We start from the raw sequence: 19,398 nt of genomic DNA, 5'->3' as shown, positions 1-19,398 counted from the left end.
TCGTTATTGTGTGGGAGTCTGCGTGAAGGGGCGGCGAGCCGCCCCTTGAGAGGTTATTTGAGCTGGTTCAGCCAGGCGTTGGATTCGAACCACTTCTTGTAGAGACGGTCGTAGCTGCCGTCGCCCTTGATCTGGCGCAGGTAGTTGTTGAACCAGTTGAGGGTGTCCTGATCCCCCTTGCGGATCGCCCAGGCCAGCGGCTCGAAGGTGAACGGCTTGTCCAGGTGCACCACGGCGCCGGTATTCTGGGAGGCAAAGATGGCGTTGTAGGGCAGGTCGTAGACGAAGGCGTCGACCTTGCCATTGATCACTTCCAGCTTGGCGTCGTCCTGGGTTTCAAACTGCAGCAGGGTGGCCTTGGGGATCATGCGCTTGACCGCCTGCTCGCCGGTGGTGCCGAGCTTGACCGCGATCTTGTACTTGGGATCGTTGAGATCCTGGAAGGATTTGATCTCGCCCGCCTTGTCCTTGCGCAGCACTATGGTCTGGCCCACGACGATGTAGGGATCGGCGAAGTTGACGCGCAGGTTGCGCTGGGGGGTGACCGTCATGCCGCCCATGATGACATCGAACTTGTCGGTCAGCAGGGCCGGGATGATGCCGTCCCAGGCGGTGTTGACGAACTCCACCTTCACGCCCATCTCTTTGGCGACCATCTTGGCGAGATCCACGTCGAAGCCGATGTACTGGCCCTGCTTGTTGGTCATCTCGAAGGGTTGATAGCCGGCGTCGAAGCCGACCCGCAGCACACCGCGCTCCAGCACGGCATCCAGAGTGGAACTAGGGGCAGAGCTGGGGGCGGCATTGGCGAGCCCGCACAGCAGCAGGGTAGAGAGAATGAGTTTTTTGATCATAAGTGACGTCTCTGTCGTAAGTGTGTTCGGCCTTGAACCTGCTCCCGTGCGACTCCGTGGCACAAGAGACTGCTGCATCCGGCAACAGGCAAGACAGGATTATTGTCTTGATTGAGGCAAAAGCCCCATATGGGATTCTATTCTTCGTGGGTTGAGTGAAAAATGTACCAAAATCCGATTGTGTCAGACGACTCAATAGGTTAGTGACGTTTTTTCCTCGTGGCACGGCTCATAAAACCACATGAAAACAACATATCTATCTAATGGCGCGGGTTCAAGTGCAAAAATAGTTGGCAGGCATTTTGCTGTATGACAAGCGGGAAATCTGGGGCCGAACGAACCTTAAGTGCATGACATCAGGCTGGGTGACGGGGCGGCCAAGCGGAGACCCGGAAAATATTTTATTGCGCCAGAAGGCTCCCTCTGTGTCTTGTCATGGGCTTCCCATATACTCAGCCATCCCCATTGGAAGGTTCGGGAATGGACGCCTCAATTCTGCTCAATCTGGACATATTTACACTGATGTTCATGGCCCTCGGGGGCTACGGTCTGGGATTCATCACCCTCTCCATCATCTGGTCGACCCACAGGGAGATCCCGGGCCTCGGACTCTGGTGGTGGTCCAGCCTCTGTGCCCTGGCGGCCCAGTCGCTGTTCTTCCTGCAGGCGTTCGCGCCGCACATGGCGGGGATCTGGCTGGCCAACCTGCTCATCACCCTCTGCATCGCCCTGATGCCACTGGCGCTGCAACGCTTCTTCGGCGAGTCGCCGAACTGGCGGGCCTTCGCACTCTTCATGCTGATCTACCTGCTGTTCCTCTGCTGGAGCGTGCTGTTCAACGACCATATGGCCCCCAGGGTATTGCTGGCCTGCCTGAGCTACATGGTGCTGGGGGCCGTGGTGGTGGTGCTCATCTGGCGTCATGGCTATCCGGCCTACCTGCCGGCGGTACTGGTGTTTACCATGGTCAACATTCTGCTCTATGGCTTCAACCTGGTGCGCATGGGCTCCCTGCTCAGCGGCGAGGCGCGGGTGCTGATGGACAAGCACGTGGTCAATGTACTGCCCTTTCTCTCCATGCTGATGGGCAACTACCTCTCCACCTTCGGGGTGTTGCTGCTCTGTACCCAGTACCGGGCACTGGCCCTGCGTCGGCAGGCCAGCCAGGATCCCCTGACGGGCCTGCTCAACCGGCGTGGCTTTATGGAGCGCTGTGTGACTGCACCCAAACAGGGGGCGATGGTGGTGCTGGATCTCGATGACTTCAAGCAGATCAACGATCGTCACGGTCACGAGGTGGGGGACAGGGTACTGGCGGCAGTGGGTGCCTATCTGGCCGGTCAGGGGGATCTGGTGGCCAGTCGCTTCGGCGGCGAGGAGTTCGTGCTGCTGCTGCCCGAGGGGGATGCCCTGGCCCAGCAGGCCCGCTGCGAGCAGATCCGCCAGGGGATAGCGACGCTGCCCCTGGACGGCATCCAGGTCACCGCCAGCCTGGGGCTGGTGCCCTATGCCCGGGGCTGGCATCTCGATACCCTGTTCGGTCAGGCGGATCGCGCCCTCTATCAGGCCAAGCGCAGCGGCAAGAACCGGGTCTGCCTGCCGGCCTGATCCGGCGCGGTCAGCCCGGCTCGGCTGTGAGGGTACGTGGCGCCTGGGCCTTGAGGAAGGGGAGCAGCAGCAGGGCCGAGACGCCCGCCGCCACCGAGATCACCACGAAGAAGCCGTTCCAGTGCCAGATCTCCATCACCTTGGCCAGCGGATAACCCGACAGCGCCGCCCCCATGTAGGCAAACAGGCCGACAAAGCCGGTGGCGGCCCCCGCCGCGTTTTTGTGGGAGCACTCCGCCGCCGCCATGCCGATCAGCATCTGCGGGCCGAACACGAAGAAACCGATGGTAAAGAAGCAGGCCGCCTGCATCACGTAGCTGAAGAAGGGCATCAGCCAGAGCGACCCCACCGCCAGCAGGATCCCCACCGCAAAGATCAGGTTCATCGGGCCACGGTTGCCGTTGAACAGCTTGTCCGATCCCCAGCCCGCCACCAGCGCGCCGATAAACCCCCCTACCTCGAACATGGAGATGGCCGAGTTGGCGCTCATCAGATTGAAGCCGCGCTGCTCGGTCATGTAGAGATTGCCCCAGTCGTTGATGGCTGTGCGCACCACATAGACCAGCACGTAGCAGCAGGCGAGCAGCCAGATATAGGGGTTGCCCAGCACATATTTGCGCAGGATCTGGCGGTGGGAAAGCCCCGCATCCTGGGTCTGCTGGGCCAGCTCCATGGCATCCTTGCGCCACTCGCCTACTGTCGGCAGCCCCATGGCGCTCGGGGTATCCCGCAGCCGCCAGCAGAGGAACAACCCTGCAACGATGGCGATAAGGCCGGGCACTATCATGCCGTAGCGCCAGCCATGCTGCAGGGCGATGGTGCTGACGATGAGGGGGATGAGCGCCCCGCCCACGTTGTGAGCGGTGTTCCAGGCCGACCACCAGACCCCGCGCTCGGTGCGCGAATACCAGCTGGTGAGCAGCTTGGAGCAGGGGGGCCAACCCCAGCCCTGAAAGAAGGCGTTGGCTACCCAGAGGGCGGCAAACATCCAGAGTGCCGACGAGAGGCCGAACAGGATATTGATGACGCCGGTCGCCATCAGGCCAATCCCCATGAAGTAGCGCGGGTTGGCGCGATCACTGATGATGCCGGAGAAAAATTTGGAGCAGCCATAGGTGATGTAGAACAGGGTCCAGAGCATGCCGATGTCGGACTTGTCCAGCATGCCGCTCGCCAGCATGTCCGGCATGGCGAAGTTGAAGCTCTTGCGGGTGAAGTAGAAGACTGCGTAGCCCAGATACATGGTCAGCAGCAGGTGCAGCCGCCAGTGGCGATAGGTGGCGTCGATCTCGGCCTGATCACGAATGAGTGGCTGAGGTGGCGCGCTTCTCATAAAACTCAGCACAGGCTGGCCCTCTGGTGGTGATCAGTCATGACTCTCCTCCCGTCTGCGACTGGGCAGGTTGACCGTCAGCTGGGTGCCGTGGGTGCCGTGGATGCAGGAGAGTTGCAGACTGCCCCCGAGCGCCTGCACCCGCTCGCGAATACCGAGCAGGCCATAGCCCTGTTGCGGGCGACTCTGTGGCAGGCCGCGGCCATCATCTTCCAGCACCAGTTGCAGCTGCTCGCCGCTGGCCCGGGTGCGAATGGTCACCGAGTGGGCGTTGGCATGTTTGACCACGTTGTTGAGCCCCTCCTGACAGACCCGAAACAGGGTGACCCGCTGGGCATCGGAGAGATCCCCATCCGCCAGCTGCCACTCCAGTCGGGTGACGATGCCGCGGCGCTCCAGCTCCAGCTCTCTGAGCAGCGCCCGCACTGCCTGTTCCAGACTCATGTCGTCGAGCTGGCGCGGGCGCAGGCGACCGAGCAGGCCGCGCACCGCGTCGTAGATCCCGAGCGACAGGGTGTCGATCAGGGCGCTGCTCTGGCCCACCCCGGCATTATCGGGGGCGAGCCGGCGCACGATCCCTGCCTGGGTGCGAATGGCGGTGATGGTCTGGCCGATATCGTCGTGCAGCTCGCGCGCCACCTCCTTCCGGATGCTCTCCTCGGTCTCCAGCAGCCGCTCGGTGAGTTGGCGATTGTGGGCGAGCTGGCGGGTCAGCGCCTGATTGAGCTCGCGCTGGCGCTGGATGCCTGCGCCGAGCAGCAGGCCGGTGAGGCTCTGTGCCAGCAGGGAGAGCAGCAGGTCGAGGGGGTGATCATGCCAGGCCTGGCTCGCCAACAGGGCTATGGTGTTCATCAGGGTGGCGAGCAGCGCCCCCTGCCAGCCGTAGCGCCACGCCATGGCGATGATGGGGATGGCGAGACAAAACGGCGTGAAGCGCACCAGCGAGTTGGGCAACCCCAGTTGCAGCCAGAGGCTCAATACGAACAGCAGCAGGTACCAGACCAGATGGCGAAAACGCCAGTCCACCGGTTGATCCACCAGCGCAGGCCCCAGCGGCACCCAGGTGGCGCGGGTCAGGTAGTGCCAGATCAGCATGCAGGTGGAGGTGAGGGTGAGACCGCCGGTCAGGCTGAGCAGCAGGGCCGAGAGGCCATCCTCTCCCGCCAGATGCCAGAGCAGGGCTTGCAACAGCGCCGCCGCCGTGACGGTGGCGAGCAGCAGCAACAGTTGTTGCCAGTCGTTGCGTACCTGCTGGCGACGGGCAATGAACAGCGGCAACAGGGTGAGCAGGCTGCCGGCGACCAGCCATGGCCAGTGGGGCAGCCCCACCTCCTGATTGAGCCAGTAGAGCAACAGCCCTTCGCACAGCAACAGCGGCGGCCAGTAGTGGCCGGGACTTTGCAGCAGCAGCCCGAGGCGCAGGCCGAAGGGGAACAGCAGCACCGCCAGCGCCGGGCCACCCGCCAGATGCAGGCTGATGCTCCAGAGGCAAAACCAGCCGGCGGCAAAGATGAAGCTGGCCGCCAGCGCGATGGCGACATAGCTGGCCAGACGGGAGATCACCAGCTATCCAGCATGCGGTGGGCCAGCTCGACGTTGTTGCTGACCTTGAGCTTGTCCATCAGGTTGGCGCGGTGCACATGCACCGTCTTGGGGGAGAGACCGAGCTGCTCGGCGATGCTCTTCACCTCCAGCCCCTGGGCCAGCAACTGGGCAATCTCCCGCTCCCGATTGGTGAGGGGATCCCGGCTGCTGTTGGCCAGCTTCTGGGCGATATCCGGGGTCAGGTAGCAGCCCCCCTGGGCGGCGGTACGCACGGCGGTGATCAGCTCATCCGGACTGCAGCGCTTGGAGAGAAATCCCTTGGCACCGGTCTGCAGCGCCTGCTCGATGAGGGCCGGGCTGTCGTGGACCGAGAGCATCACTACCGCGAGGCCGGAGGGGAGCTGTTTGAGGAGCTCTAGCCCCGATTGGTCGGGCATCGAGATATCACAGACGCAGACCCGGGCCCCGCTGCCGGGCAACCCGGCGAGGGCCTCGGCGGCGGAGCCAAATTCGGCGACCACCCGCAGATCGGGTTCGAGATTGAGCAACTGGGCAAAGCCGGAGCGGACGATCTGGTGATCGTCGATGAGGGCAATCTTTATCATGATGTCAGCCTGAAATCTGCGGCCAGGGCGCTGGCGCGGCCAACAAGATACTCCCGCTCGCCACTTGGCTCAAGGGGGAGGAGAACGTCTGAACAGGATGAGGCGGCGATGCACGCCCCGTCTGGGCATGGGGCGCGGGTGGTAATACACGGGCGGCAATAAAAGGAAGGGTACGCTCTGCTCGTCTCGGTGGCGGGCAGAGCGTCCTCGGCCCGGTCAGCGGTGCAGCTCGCCCGCGCGCTCCGGCTGATAGACCACTTCCAGGATCTCCACCTGGATGGTGCGCCCGGCCGGGCCCGGCCAGGCGATGCTGTCACCCACCTTCAATCCCAGCAGGGCGCTGCCGACCGGTGCCAGCACGGAGATCTTCGACTCGTCCCCCTGCACGTCCTTCGGGTAGACCAGGGTCAGGCAGAAGTCGTTGCCGCTGTTCTGCATCTTGAAGCGCACCGTGCTGTTCATGGTCACCACGTCCGGCGGCATGTCGGCCGGGTCGCGGATCTCGGCGCGGTCCAGCTCCTCCTGCAGGGCCAGGTGTTGCGGGTGGTTACCGAGCAGTTGCTCGATGCGATCCAGATCCAGGCTGGAGATGACGAGATGAGGCTGTTGCATTGGGTATTCCTTATCAATGGCTGACAGGACCAGGATGACGGGCAAGCTGGTCGAAAAAGGGTTCGGATTGTGAGAATAGATCGCAAACGCGATGCCCCCGAGCGACTCGCGGTCAGGGGCGAGGGCGGGGGCTCAACGGGGTGTGAGCAGGCTGGAAAAAATCATGAGCGCTTTCATGGGGATACCATAACCATTCTGAATGGCTTTGGCAAATGCCCGGCCGGTGTCAGGGCGCCTGATAATCGTACTGCTTGAGGATGCGTGCCAGGCTGCCATCCTCGCGCATTCCCTCAATCGCCTTGCGCCAGCGCAGCGCCTCTGCCGCAGGAAACCGCGGGCTGGCGGCCAGATAGAGGGCGCTCTGTTGCAGGGTGTCACCGCGCACCAGATCCGCCAGGGGCAAGCCAGCCCGCTGCTGGTTGTAGCGGGCGGTATTCCAGGCCACCGCCCAGCCCTGGATGCGACCCCTCGCCAGCTTGCTGGCGTTGCTGACCTCCTCGGTGACCAGCTCCCGGGTCACTCCCTCCAGAGGCTGGATCAGGCTCTGACCATGAGAGCCGCGCAAGGCCCCCAGGGTCAGGCCGGCCACCTCCTTGACGGAGAGGGGGGCCGGGTGGTGCTGGCGGTGGCTGACCAGTACGAAGGCCTCCTCCAGCAGGGGGGCAATCCAGAGGAACAGGGGCTCGCGCTGGGCATTTCTGGCCGGCGGCAGCAGTAGCACATCCGGTCGGTGGCGGGTCTGACTGAGGGCGCGGGCCAGCGGCATCAGCTCGATCTCCAGTGGCTCCTGAAGGCGGCGGGCCGCCTCTTCCAGCACTTCGATGGCCATGCCGCTCGGGGCCCCCTGCTGGGAGCGGATGACATAAGGGGGGATCTCGGCTGCGATGACCACCGCGGCGTGGGCACGGGGGCCCGGGAAGAGGGTGGCACAGAACAGCAGAAACAGTACGGGAAGGCGCATAGGAGACCGGGTCAGGGATGAGTACACAGAGTGTAACATCCCGTTACCCCAAGTCAGCCAACCCATTGGGGGAAGAGGGTGGGTCAGTCGAAGAAGTCGCGCAGATCCAGGGTCTGGTAGCCGTCGAGCTGTTGCCAGGGCAACTGCCTTGGCAGGGGTTTGAGGGTCACCTCCATCCGGTAGCTGCGGTAGCCGTCGAGGCTCGCCGACTCCACCACCAGCGGCAACTGCCAGCGGCTCGACCAGAGGATGCGGGTGCGCTGCTTGCCCTCGCGCTTTTCGTACCAGCGGGCCTGCTCGGGGGCCGCCTCGTCTAGGGGGGTCATCTCTTGCAGCAGGGCCGGGTTGACGAGGTAGCGGATCCGCTCCCAATCCGGTTTGAAGGCCACCTGGCCATACTCCTCCGGCGGCACCTCCACCAGTTGGTTGTGCCAGGCGTCGGCGTAGCGCAGTTGCAGGTCGCCCCCGTCATCCAGGGTGACCCAGCGCGCCGCCATCTGGTGGGTAAAGTGCTTGTGGCCGGGCGTGGCGTCGTGAGTGGCGTGGTAGGCTCGGGCAAGGGGCAGAGGGATGAGCCGCTGGCTCCACACCTGGTTGCCCACTCGCAGCCACTTCTCCTGCCAGACGCTCTCCCGGGCTATGCCATCGCTGCCGGTGATCCTGTCCTGATAGCGGATGCGGGCGGCCAGATCGGGTGCCTCATCGGCCAGCAGGGGAAAAGAGAGGGTACAGCCAAGGAGCCATATCGAAAGTAACAATCGCATCATGCTTGATCGCTCGTCAGGAGAGGGCCCGGCGTGACACCGGGCCCTGTGCCTTACAGACCGAGCACCTCCTTGAGCTTGCCGAACACCAGGGTGTTGTCGAGGGTGCCCTTGAAGCGGCCGCTGCCAGCGCCATCCGCGAACAGCATCACATCGCCGCCGCCGTGGGTCTCGGAGCCGAGCTTGACCCCGGTCTCCTGCAGGTAGTCGTCCGCCATCACCTGGTCGCTGGTGAGGGTGGGGCGCACGTCCGCGCGGTTCGGACCGTTGCCGAACACCAGCGTGGTGAAGGGTTTGCCATCCACGTCGTGCTGGGTGGAGCCATCACCATTCTTCACCAGATCCAGCACAGGGTTGCCCTTGGCGGCGTAACCGTTGATGGTCATGGTGTGATCGTGGTCGGCGGTGACCACGATCAGGGTATCTGCCAGATCCACCTTGCCGAGCGCCGTCTTGACCGCCTCGTCCAGTGCCACCGCATCGGTGAGGGAACGCTTGGCGTTGGTGGCGTGCAGGGCGTGGTCGATGCGGCCTCCCTCCACCATCAGGAAGTAGCCCTGGCTGTTCTGGCTGAGCAGATCGATCGCCTTGGCGGTCATCTCGGAGAGGGACGGCTGGGTATTGGCCGCCCCCTTGGCGACGCGGTCCAGTTCGTAGTCGAGGTGGGACTTGGCGCTGAACAGACCCAGCACCTTGCCGCTCTCTACCTTGGCGAGATCGCTCTGGGTGGTGACGTACTGATAGCCCTGGGCACCGAGCTCGGCGGTGAGATCCCGGCCATCGGCCCTGCCCCCCTTGTTGCTGGCGCTGTAGGGGGTCCAGTGATTGGCACCACCCCCCATCAGCACGTCCACCCCGTCCCCGAGCGCCTGGTTGAAGCCGGCGCCGCCCGGCACCGCCTGCTCGGCGATGGCGTAGGCGGCATCCCGGTGACAGATGTGTGCGTAAGTAGCCGCCGGGGTGGCATGGGTCAGCTCGGTGGTGGTGACGGCCCCCACCGATTTGCCCGCCGCCTTGGCCAGCTCGAGTATGGTCGGCACCGGGGTGCCGTTGTCGCCGGTGCAGTTGTTGATGCCCTTGTTGCCGTTGGCATCCTTGGACGGCGCCACGGCCTTGGTGTCGCTGCTCATGGCGATCACCTCGTTGTTCATCTTGACGCCGGTGGTGTAGGCCGCCATGGAGGGGGCCGAGTCCGTGGTCTGGGCGTCGTGGGAGAAGGTCTTGATGCGGGCGCTGCGTGGCAGCGACATGATCTCGAGGTTGCCTTCTTCTCCCACCTTGAACAGGCGGGTGGCGGTGAGCACGCTGGGGCCCATGCCGTCGCCGATAAAGAGGATGACGTTCTTGGCGTCGCTGGCCTGGGCCTGGGACAGGCCGCCGAGGGCGGCGAACAGGGCGGTGCACACCAGGGTCTTGTTCATGATTTTTCTCACGGGAATGATCCTCACAGCTTGGCCGCAGCCTTGACTTTGCCGAACACGGCGGTGTTATCGAGTGAACCGTGGAAGCTGTCAGCTCCCTGGCCTATGGCGCCGAGGAAGACGTCGGTGCCGCCGTGGGTCTCGTTGCCGATCTCGCCCACCTTGACCACCACCTCCTGGTGATAGTCGTCGGCCGAGACGGTAGCATCGTCGAGCGGTGCCACGCTGCTGCGCGGGCCATCCACCCGGTTGTAGCCGTTGCCAAAGCCGATGATGGTGTAGGGCATGCCGTCGCTGTCCTTGCTCGGCTCGCCGGTCTCGTAGTTCTTCACCAGCCCGAGCACACCGGGGTTGCCGGCCGTGGTCTTGCCGGTGCGCTTGGCGTAGCCGTTGAGTACCAGCGTATGGTCATGGTCGGCGGTGACCACGATCAGGGTGTTTTTCAGCTCGGGGTCGGTTTTCTTCACCTCGTCCAGGGTGGCCTTGATGGCGTCGTCGAAGGCCAGGGTATCCTGCAGGGCGCGCTTGGCGTTGGTGTCGTGCAGGGCGTGATCGATGCGACCCCCCTCCACCATCAGGAAGTAGCCCTTCTCCTTGTCCTTGAGCTGCTTGATCGCGGCCAGGGTCATCTGGGCGAGCGACGGCTCGCTGGCGGGCCTGTCGAGGTCATATTTCATGTGGCTCGAACCAAACAGCCCCAGCAGCGGCTTGCCCGCCTCGGCCTGGTTCAGCTCGTCCAGGGTGCTGGCAAACTGGTAGCCCTTGGCCTGCATCTCGTCGATGAGGTTGCGGCCGTCCTCCCGCTTGCCCTTGTCGGCCTTGGGCAAGAAGAAGCTGCTGCCGCCGCCGAGCACCACGTCCAGCCCCTCTTTCAGGGCGCCGTTGTAACCAGCACCGCCCGGTACCAGCTGGGCGGCGATGTCCGCCTCCAGATCCCGGTTGCAGATGTGGGCATAGGTGGCGGCCGGGGTGGCGTGGGTCACCCGGGTACTGGTGACCACGCCGGTGCCGCGGCCGTCGGCCTTGGCCAGCTCCAGCAGGGTGGTGACCGGCTTGCCGGCGCTCTGGCTGCAGTCGCTCTCATAGGTGGCGTCGCTGTCCATGCTGATGACGCCGTTGTTGCTCTTGACCCCCGTCATGTAGGCCGCCATGGAGGGGGCCGAGTCGGTGACCTGGGCGTCGTGGGAGAAGGTCTTGATGAAGGCCGTCTCCGGCAGGGTGTCGATGGTGAGTCTGCCCTCTTCCCCGACGCCGTAGATGCGGGCCGCGGTCAGGGTGTTGAGGCCCATGCCGTCGCCGAGGAAGAAGATGACGTTTTTGGCGCTGGGCTCCGGGGTGCTGCTGTCATTGTTGGAGTTGCAGCCGGCGACCAGGGTGGCGCCTATCATCACTGCAAGTCCTGCCATGTTTCTCATTGGGGTTCGCTCCTTGTAAAACCTGAGCGCAGCCTAGAGGGGGCAGATGACACTTTTAGTGAGTCTGGATGACAATACGGTGAAGGTGACAGATAAATGTTATGTTGTATCAATGAGTTATTGATTGCTGTTCGGGCCTCTGCCGTCGCCGGCCGTGGTGGCACCAGTGTTGCTGCCATGCACGCTCGTGGCCACAATGGCCTGTCAAATCGGGGCCGCAGCAGGTAAAATGCGCCCCCTTGCGATGAGTGCCAGCGGTTTGGCGCATCACCAGGCGCCCGCAGCCCCCAGCGGGAGCCCGCATCCCCAATGAGAGAGTAACGGATATGTCCATCAACTGGTTCCCCGGCCACATGCACAAGGCCCGCAAAGAAATTGCCGAGGTCATGCCCCAGGTCGATGTCATCATCGAGATGCTCGATGCCCGCATCCCCTTCTCCAGCGAGAACCCCCTGGTGCCCGAGCTGCGTGGGGATACTCCCGTCATCAAGGTGCTGAACAAGGCGGATCTCGCCGATCCGGCGATCACCGAGCTGTGGGTGGCACACATGGAACAAGAGAAGGGGATCAAGGCGTTGCCCCTGACCCAGCAGGAGCCGGAGAAGATCAAGGCGCTGCTGACCCTGTGCCACGAGATGCTGCCGGAGCGCAACTTCGACCTGCGCGGGGTGCGGGCCATGATCATGGGCATCCCCAACGTGGGCAAGTCCACCCTGATCAACACCCTGGCGGGGCGCATCATCGCCCGGACCGGCAACGAGGCGGGGGTGACCAAGTCCCAACAGCGGATCAAGCTGGACAACAACGTCATCCTGACCGATACCCCGGGTTTCCTCTGGCCCAAGCTCAACCCGCCCTCCTGTGGCTACCGGCTGGCCATCACCGCGGCCATCAAGGACACCGTCTTCGACTACGCCGACATCGCCATGTTCGCCGCCGATTACTTCCTCAAGGCCTACCCGGAGCGGATCAAGGCGCGCTACCAGATAGCTGAGTTGCCCGAGACCGAGAGCGAGCTGCTGGAGCTCATCGCCCGCCAGCGCGCCTTCATGCGCAAGGGCGGCCTGGCGGATCTGCACAAGGCCTCCGAGATCCTGGTCAACGAGTTCCGCTCCGGCATGCTGGGGCGCATCTCCCTGGAGACCCCGGAGATGGTGAGCGCCGAGATCGTGCTGGCGGCCGAGGAGGCGGAGCAGAAGGCCAAGGAGAAGGCGGAGCGGGAAGAGGAGCGCCAGGCGCGGGCCCGTCGCAAGTACGCCAGAAAGCGTCAGAAATAGCGTCTATTGTGCTGGTAGAAAGAGGAGGCGACCCCGGGGCCGCCTCTTCGTTTTTCAATGGACAGGGTATCGCCCTAAATGGCGGAGCGCCTTGGCCGCCAGCGGGCACCTCGCGGCTCAGATCCAGGCTGTAGAGTCTGCGCGCAGAAAAACACCACCGCCACGGCTCAGCGCCGATTGACAATGGCTTTGGCAGTGGCATGATGCGCTCGCATTTTGACTCTCCCCACGGTTTTATCCATGACCACATACTCCCGGCCAGTGCTGTTATTGCTCTGTGGCCTGCTGCTGTTGACCCTGGCCATCGCGGTGTTGAATACCCTGGTGCCGCTCTGGCTCGCCCATGACCAGCTTCCGACCTGGCAGGTGGGCATGGTCGGCTCCGCCTATTTTTGCGGCAACCTGCTGGGGACCCTGCTGGCGGGGGCGCTGATCAAACGCGCCGGGTTCAACCGCAGCTACTACCTGGCATCCCTGATCTTTGCCGCAGGCTGTGTGGGCTTAGGAGTCACCCTGGGGTTCTGGAGCTGGCTCAGCTGGCGCTTCATCGCCGGCATCGGCTGCGCCATGATCTGGGTGGTGGTGGAGAGTGCGCTGATGTGCAGCGGCAACGCGCGCAACCGGGGGCGTCTGCTCGCCGCCTACATGATGGTCTATTACCTGGGGACTGTGCTCGGGCAACTGCTGGTCAGCACGCTGCCGACCGCGCTGATGGATGTGCTGCCCTGGGTGACTGGCCTGGTACTGGCCGCTATCCTGCCGCTCTTGTTCACCCGCATTGTCAGCGAGCAGGGGGAGCCGCAGGGGGCAACCCGGGTGTGGCCCATGCTGCGCCTGCGTCAGGCGCGCCTTGGGGTCAATGGCTGCATCATCTCCGGCATCGTGTTGGGGTCGCTCTATGGCCTGATGCCGCTCTACCTGAACCATCAGGGGGTGAGTGATGCCGGTATCGGTTACTGGATGGCGGTGATGGTGAGCGCCGGCATCCTGGGGCAGTGGCCCGCCGGCCGTCTGGCAGACAGGTTCGGTCGTTTGCTGGTACTGCGGATGCAGGTGCTGGTGGTCATCCTGGGTGCCTTGGCGATGCTCGGTAACCTGGCGATGGGGCCGGCGCTCTTCATCCTGGGCGCCGCCGGTTTTACCCTCTATCCGGTGGCCATGGCCTGGGCCTGCGAGAGGGTTGAGCAGCATCAGCTGGTGGCGATGAATCAGGCGCTGCTGCTGAGCTACACCATAGGCAGCCTGCTGGGCCCTGCCTATACCGCGCTCTTGATGCAGCACTACTCGGATAACCTGCTGTTTATCATGATCGCCAGCGTGTCCTTCATCTATCTGCTGATGTTGCTGCGCCCCATGAGTGAGCATCCGACGCCGGTGGCCCATGCCTGATGGCTGTGTCTGATGGGAAGGGGCGCCGAGCGCCAGGCATGATGCCCTGTGCTGTCTCTGATGACAGGCACTGCAAAACGCAGCTGTGCCCTATATAAGAAGAGGCGGCCCCGGGGCCGCCTTGTTGTTATCAGGGGCTGGCGAGGGGAAAAGGGGGCGCTAGCCATAGCGCTTTTTCGCCTCTTCGAACAGGGAGAGGTGCAGCGGGATCAACTGCCGCCAGTCGCGCCGATAACCGCCTCCCGGTACGGCGGCGATGGGCAGACCGTTGCTTATCGCACAGTCAAACACCATGGCGTCCCGCTGACGCACCCCGGCGTCGCTCAGGGAGAGGTAGCCGAGCTCGTCGGCCTGGTGCACGTCGACCCCGGCCTGGTAGAGGATGAGATCGGGGCGGTAGAGGCGCAGCGCCAGATTCAGCGCCTGGCTCAGGGTCTCGAGGTAGGTGTCATCCTCCATGCCGCTTGGCAGGGCGAAGTCCAGATGGGAGGCGGGTTTGTGGTGGGGGAAGTTGTGCTCGCCATGCAGGGAGAGGGTGATGATGTCCCGGCTCCCCGTGCACAGGGCGGCGCTGCCATCTCCTTGGTGGACATCGAGATCCACGATGAGCACCTGCTCGCAGCGCCCCTCGTCGAGGCAGGCCCGGGCCGCTATCACCAAATCGTTGAACAGGCAGAAGCCGCTGCCAAAGTCCCTGTGAGCGTGATGATAGCCGCCGGAGATCTGCAGGCCGCAGCCCTGCTCGAGGGCGTGACGGCTGGCGGCGACGGTGGCCCCGACCGAGCGCAGGGTGCGTTCAATCAGCATGGGTGACCAGGGAAAACCGAGTCTGCGGATGGCCTCTCTTTCAAGCTGCCCGGTGAGGGCTGCCTCAACATAGTCGGCGTCGTGCACTCTTTTTATCTGCTCAGGCGTGGCGGGCGCGGCCTCTGCCAGCGGATAACCTAGACTGCCCAGGTGCTCAAACAGCGCCTGGTACTTGGCCAGGGGAAAGCGGTGGCGCTCGGGCAGCGTCAGGGAGGAGTAATAGGGGTGGTAGAAGATGCGCAGGGACATGGCAATAGGCCCGAACTGATATGAAAAAGGGGAGCCAGGCTCCCCTCTATGCATAAAGCGACGCGCTGCGCCCTTATTGCTGCTGGATCACCCAGATCTGGAAGGCTTTGCGGGTCTCCGCATCGGCCTTGTTGTACCAGCTCTGCAGCTGGGTCAGGGCTTCCGGATTGCTCTGAGCCTTGCTCGGCGCTACTTCGACCGGCGCGCTGGCGGCGGCCATCACGGCAGCACTGGAGACGGCAACGGTGGCTGGCTGGTTGAAGGCCTTGCCCATCTTCAGCAGCTCCTGCTGATAGTCACGGGTCAGCTGGAAGCCACCCACTTTCGGCATGATGAACTGTTCGCTGGCCAGGGCCTGACCGCTGACCTTGTCCTTGAGAACGACTTTCTGCTGTTTCACGAATTGCTGGGCTTCAGATTCGTTACGGGGCTTCTTGAAATCCAGCACCAGCTTCTGGTTGTCACCGGCGGTGAAGTTGATCACCAGGGGCTCGGCGGTCACCAGCTTGATCTCGCTGCGGCTGGAGTAGTTGCCTTCGAAGGCTACCACCACCTGGTGCTTGCCAGCACTGATGGGGAAGGTGCTGCTCTTGTCCAGCAGCTTGGGATTGATGGACTCGCCATCGATCAGCTGGACCACGTAGGGATTGCTTATTTCCAGTTGGCTATCAGCCAGGGCGCTACCTGCCCACAACAGACCAGCCAGGGCCGGCACCAGAACAGTCAGTTTCATTTCATCTCCTTGAACAGTCAGGCGATTGCCCACTGAAAAATAGGGGCTCATTTTTACAGGTTTGCCCCACAGCAGCAATAGCCGTTTATGGCGCCGCCCGGCAGTCAGCTTGCTGACTCATCTGTCAAATAAACCCGACATGCCTCATTCGATACGCCGGGTGAAAGGGGGCAGCGCATCGAGCAAGCCCTTGCCGTAGCGCTTGGTGAGTAGGCGCCGATCGAGAATGGTTACCCGGCCCCGATCGGCTTCCTTGCGGATCAGACGACCACAGGCCTGGATCAGTTTGCGGGACGCCTCCGGTACCGTCAGCTGCAGGAAGGGGTTGCCGCCGCGTTTTTCGACCCACTCGGCGGTCGCCTCCTCCACCGGGGAGTTCGGCACCGCGAAGGGCAGCTTGGTGATCACCAGGTTGGTGAGGTAGTGACCGGGGAGATCCAGCCCTTCCGAGAAGCTGCCGGTGCCGAACAATATGCTGGCCTGGCCGCCGTCGCACTTCTGTTTGTGCAGGGTGAGCAGGGCGTTGCGCGACGCTTCCCCCTGCACCAGCAGGGAGAGCCCCTTGGCCCGCAGCCCCACTGCCACCTCGTTCATCTGGCGGTAGGAGGAGAAAAGCACCAGGCTCGCCTCCTTGCCCGCCAGCAGACGGGGCAGGGTATCGACCAGCTCCTGGGTAAAGCCGGGAGCGCTCGGTTCATGGGTCATTTTTGGCAGATAAAGCTCGGCCTTGTGGTACTCGAAAGGAGAGCGCAGGCGCAGATAACGGGTGCCGTCATGCTCTTTGAGCCCCACCTGGTGGCGGAAATAGCTGAAGGAGGAGAGGGCGGTGAGGGTGGCCGAGACCAGCACGGCGCCCAGACAGCGGGACCAGAGCCACTCTTCCAGCAGATAACCCACCTCGATGGGGGAGGCGTGCAGCCAGATGTCCCCATCCTCGCTCCTGGCCATCCAGCGGGCCAGCGGTGTCTTGCCCGACGGCACGTGGCGACTCAGCATCTCCCACAGGGCGCAGAAACTCTCCAGCCGCTGCAGGTGAAAACCGCTCTCCGCCAGCAGGGGTTCGGCCTCCTTGCGACGGATTTCGCCGTCTTTGAGTGCCTCGCCGATGGCGCCCTGCATCCTGTCCAGCGCCCGCAGCGCCTTCTTGCTCGCCTCCTTCAGGTTTTCGGCCAGCATGGGCAGGGGATCGGGCAGGACCCCCTCGGCAAATCTGTGGTGCTGCTCGCTGCCAAACAGGTGATCGTTGCCGGCGAGCCACTGCTCCAGCGCCTTGAGATCCGGTTGCAGGGAGGCCAGGGCATCCTGCAGTTTCAGCTGGGGGTCGATCAAGCTCTCCTTGTTCAGCGCCCTGGCCAGCTTGCCGGCGCTCTGCACCAGTTTTTCCAGCCAGCGGCGGGACCCCTTGATGCTGGCCGAGGCGGCACCGTGATCCCGGGCTATGGTCGGCAGGTGATGAGCCTCATCCAGCACATAGATACACTCATCCGGCGGCGGCAATATGATACCGCCGCCCATGGTGAGGTCGGAGAGCAGCAGGGCATGGTTGACCACCAGCACGTCGGCAGTGTCCATGTCGTTGCGGGCACGGTGGAAGGGGCAGTGCTGATGGTGGCTGAGCGCCTTGTTGCAGCTGTGGCGATCGGCGGCGATGCGATCCCAGCACAGATCCGGAATGGGCTTGGGCCAGTTGTCCCTGTCCCCGTCCCACTTCCCCTCGGTGTAGGCCTGCCACAGCGCCTGATAGCGTTCCTTGTCAGAATCTGACGGCTTGTGCTTGCTCAAACTACCGAAGTCGAGTTCGAAATTGGCCATCTCGGCGCCGCTTGCCGCTTGTTCAAGCAGGTGTTCGCAGCAGTAACGCTGACGCCCCTTGACCAGCATGAAGCGAAACGGCAGCTCGCTGTGGCGATGATAGAACGGCAGATCCTTGTGGATCAGCTGTTCCTGCAGGGCGACGGTGGCGGTGGAGATCACCAGTTTCTTCTGGGTGAGCCGTGCCACAGGGATGGCGCCCTGGGCGTAGGAGAGGGATTTGCCGATACCGGTGCCCGCCTCGGCCACCAGGATGCGGCGACTCTTCTCATACTCACCGGTGAGCGTCTTGGCGATTTCGGCCACCAGAAAATTCTGCTCCTTGCGCGGCACAAAACCGGGTAAACCATCGGCAATCTGTCGATAGGTATTGCGAATGGTGGCTTTGAGGCGAGTCGATAGCATGAATGAGGCGTGACCGTGTCTGGGATGAATGGCCACAGGATACCCGCAACAGGCGGCCGGGGTCGAGGCAAGGCGAGGCAGGGGTTAGGGGCCGGGATCCGCACTTATGTTATGGGGTGAGCGGCACGTGCAATAAACCACCAAAAAAGGGCGATTCAGGTAGCAAGTATCGCTGTAAACGTTTTCCCTGAGAGGGCAAACAATATGGGATTCAGCTCACAAATTTTTCCCTATGACTATGGTTTTCTCAAAAAGTTCCAAGTTTTTTCGTTGCGGATCCTAAAACCCGGTGATAGTCTCGGCGGCATAGTGATGCAAAGAACATCGCTAACACAGGGAATAACAAGGACTTAGTGTTTAATTACAGTAGGCATTGGAAACAACTATGAAAAAGACAATTCTGGCTATCGCTATCCCGGCTCTGTTTGCATCTGCCGCTAACGCCGCAGTCGTTTATGACAAAGACGGTACTTCCTTTGATATCTACGGCCGTGTACAAGCCAACATGTACGGCGAGCACGACGACACCGACGCAGAACTGGTTGGTTCCTCCCGTCTGGGCTGGTCCGGTAAAGTTGCACTGAACAACACCTGGTCCGGTATCGCCAAGACCGAATGGCAAGTTTCTGCTGAGAACTCCGCCAACAAGTTTGACTCCCGTCACATCTACGTCGGTTTCGACGGTACCCAGTACGGCAAGATCATCTTCGGCCAGACCGACACCGCGTTCTACGACGTGCTGGAGCCGACCGATATCTTCAACGAATGGGGTGACGTAGGTAACTTCTATGACGGTCGTCAAGAAGGTCAGATCATCTATTCCAACACCTTCGGTGGCTTCAAGGGCAAACTGTCCTATCAGACCAACGATGACAAGGCCGTCAAGGTTACTGATATCGGTCAAGGCATCAAAGAAGACGCCATCTATGGTCCGAACGCCAAGCGCAACTACGGCTACGCCGCTGCTGCCGGTTATGACTTCGACTTCGGTCTGGGCCTGAACGCCGGTTACGCCTACTCCGACCTGGAAAGCACCGCTTCCAGCGCTTCTGGCGACAAGAAAGAGTGGGCCCTGGGCGCACACTACGCCATCAACGGTTTCTACTTCGCTGGTATGTACACCCAGGGTGACCTGAGCTACGACAACACCACCCAAGGTAGCAACAAGGACAAGGGCCGTGGCTACGAGCTGGCTGCCTCCTACAACGTAGACGCCTGGACCTTCCTGGCTGGCTACAACTTTGCCGAAGGCAAGGTTCTGTCCAACTCTTCCGGTTCTTCCTACGAAGACATCGTTGATGAAACCCTGCTGGGTGTTCAGTACAACTTCACTTCCAAGTTCAAGGCATACACTGAGTACAAGATTCAGGGTATCAATGACAAGGACGACGAGTTCACTGTTGCCCTGCAATACAACTTCTAATCCAGTCTTAGTACGGATTTAGTTGATAAACGGCCAAGCTTGCTTGGCCGTTTTGTTTTATCTGCCTTTCACCTTCCTCATACCCCGCTGTTTGGCCCTGCGCCAGGTCACGTTGTCTCTTTTCCGTCCTTGGCTCCCCCCTCGTAAATCGCTAGATTATTCAATTCGTTGAAAGATGGTCTGCC

General features: G+C 62.5%; 16 protein-coding genes. 4 read left to right on the top strand and 12 right to left on the bottom strand.

The window, feature by feature from the left end:
* Positions 1–53: 53 nt before the first annotated feature.
* Positions 54–854, bottom strand: a complete 801-nt coding sequence (locus tag KW824_RS05580) for a transporter substrate-binding domain-containing protein (protein ID WP_171276417.1) — start codon at positions 852–854, stop codon at positions 54–56.
* Positions 855–1,334: 480 nt separating this feature from the next.
* On the opposite strand from KW824_RS05580, the gene KW824_RS05575 reads away from it, so the two are divergent.
* Positions 1,335–2,462, top strand: a complete 1,128-nt coding sequence (locus tag KW824_RS05575; protein ID WP_218409201.1) for a diguanylate cyclase — start codon at positions 1,335–1,337, stop codon at positions 2,460–2,462.
* A 10-nt stretch (positions 2,463–2,472) separates the two neighbouring features.
* Here KW824_RS05575 and KW824_RS05570 read toward each other — a convergent pair whose 3' ends face one another.
* The 8 genes from KW824_RS05570 to KW824_RS05535 form a co-directional block, all read right to left on the bottom strand.
* Entirely contained in the window at positions 2,473–3,807 is a 1,335-nt protein-coding gene (locus KW824_RS05570) for an MFS transporter (protein ID WP_218409200.1), read from the bottom strand.
* Positions 3,808–3,828: 21 nt separating this feature from the next.
* Positions 3,829–5,358, bottom strand: a complete 1,530-nt coding sequence (uhpB, locus tag KW824_RS05565) for a signal transduction histidine-protein kinase/phosphatase UhpB (protein ID WP_218409199.1) — start codon at positions 5,356–5,358, stop codon at positions 3,829–3,831.
* The gene (gene uhpA, locus KW824_RS05560) at positions 5,355–5,945 is read right to left on the bottom strand and encodes a transcriptional regulator UhpA (RefSeq protein ID WP_218409198.1); all 591 of its coding nucleotides are present in this window, start codon (positions 5,943–5,945) and stop codon (positions 5,355–5,357) included. The genes uhpB and uhpA overlap by 4 nt, the downstream gene beginning before the upstream one ends.
* Positions 5,946–6,161: 216 nt before the next feature.
* The gene (gene rnk, locus KW824_RS05555; protein WP_041206035.1) at positions 6,162–6,557 is read right to left on the bottom strand and encodes a nucleoside diphosphate kinase regulator; all 396 of its coding nucleotides are present in this window, start codon (positions 6,555–6,557) and stop codon (positions 6,162–6,164) included.
* Positions 6,558–6,783: 226 nt separating this feature from the next.
* Positions 6,784–7,518: an ABC transporter substrate-binding protein gene (locus KW824_RS05550; protein WP_256351287.1), complete on the bottom strand. Its 735-nt coding sequence runs from the start codon at positions 7,516–7,518 to the stop codon at positions 6,784–6,786.
* A gap of 83 nt (positions 7,519–7,601) precedes the next feature.
* A complete protein-coding gene (locus KW824_RS05545) occupies positions 7,602–8,285 on the bottom strand; it encodes a hypothetical protein (RefSeq protein ID WP_218409196.1) in 684 nt (227 codons plus the stop codon).
* A gap of 50 nt (positions 8,286–8,335) precedes the next feature.
* Entirely contained in the window at positions 8,336–9,703 is a 1,368-nt protein-coding gene (locus KW824_RS05540) for an alkaline phosphatase (protein ID WP_218409607.1), read from the bottom strand.
* 23 nt (positions 9,704–9,726) lie between these two features.
* Positions 9,727–11,118, bottom strand: a complete 1,392-nt coding sequence (locus KW824_RS05535) for an alkaline phosphatase (RefSeq protein WP_218409195.1) — start codon at positions 11,116–11,118, stop codon at positions 9,727–9,729.
* A 326-nt stretch (positions 11,119–11,444) separates the two neighbouring features.
* Here KW824_RS05535 and ylqF point away from each other — a divergent pair, with 326 nt between their 5' ends.
* Positions 11,445–12,395 (top strand): ribosome biogenesis GTPase YlqF, encoded by a 951-nt coding sequence (gene ylqF / locus KW824_RS05530; RefSeq protein ID WP_218409194.1) that lies wholly within the window; start codon positions 11,445–11,447, stop codon positions 12,393–12,395.
* Positions 12,396–12,635: 240 nt separating this feature from the next.
* Positions 12,636–13,784 carry an MFS transporter gene (locus tag KW824_RS05525; protein ID WP_218409193.1) on the top strand — a complete coding sequence of 383 codons (1,149 nt, stop codon included), beginning with the start codon at positions 12,636–12,638 and terminating at the stop codon, positions 13,782–13,784.
* A gap of 159 nt (positions 13,785–13,943) precedes the next feature.
* Here KW824_RS05525 and KW824_RS05520 read toward each other — a convergent pair whose 3' ends face one another.
* From KW824_RS05520 to dinG, 3 genes are all read right to left on the bottom strand, one after another.
* A complete protein-coding gene (locus KW824_RS05520) occupies positions 13,944–14,840 on the bottom strand; it encodes a histone deacetylase (protein ID WP_218409192.1) in 897 nt (298 codons plus the stop codon).
* A gap of 73 nt (positions 14,841–14,913) precedes the next feature.
* Positions 14,914–15,573: a DUF2057 domain-containing protein gene (locus KW824_RS05515; protein WP_139751178.1), complete on the bottom strand. Its 660-nt coding sequence runs from the start codon at positions 15,571–15,573 to the stop codon at positions 14,914–14,916.
* 144 nt (positions 15,574–15,717) lie between these two features.
* Positions 15,718–17,790: an ATP-dependent DNA helicase DinG gene (gene dinG, locus KW824_RS05510; protein ID WP_218409191.1), complete on the bottom strand. Its 2,073-nt coding sequence runs from the start codon at positions 17,788–17,790 to the stop codon at positions 15,718–15,720.
* 385 nt (positions 17,791–18,175) lie between these two features.
* Here dinG and KW824_RS05505 point away from each other — a divergent pair, with 385 nt between their 5' ends.
* A complete protein-coding gene (locus tag KW824_RS05505) occupies positions 18,176–19,213 on the top strand; it encodes a porin (RefSeq protein WP_182788479.1) in 1,038 nt (345 codons plus the stop codon).
* Positions 19,214–19,398 lie beyond the last annotated feature (185 nt).

The organism is Aeromonas sp. sif0611, from assembly GCF_019218845.1.
Classification (GTDB): domain Bacteria; phylum Pseudomonadota; class Gammaproteobacteria; order Enterobacterales; family Aeromonadaceae; genus Aeromonas; species Aeromonas media.
This window is presented reverse-complemented; position numbering and strand designations above follow the sequence as displayed.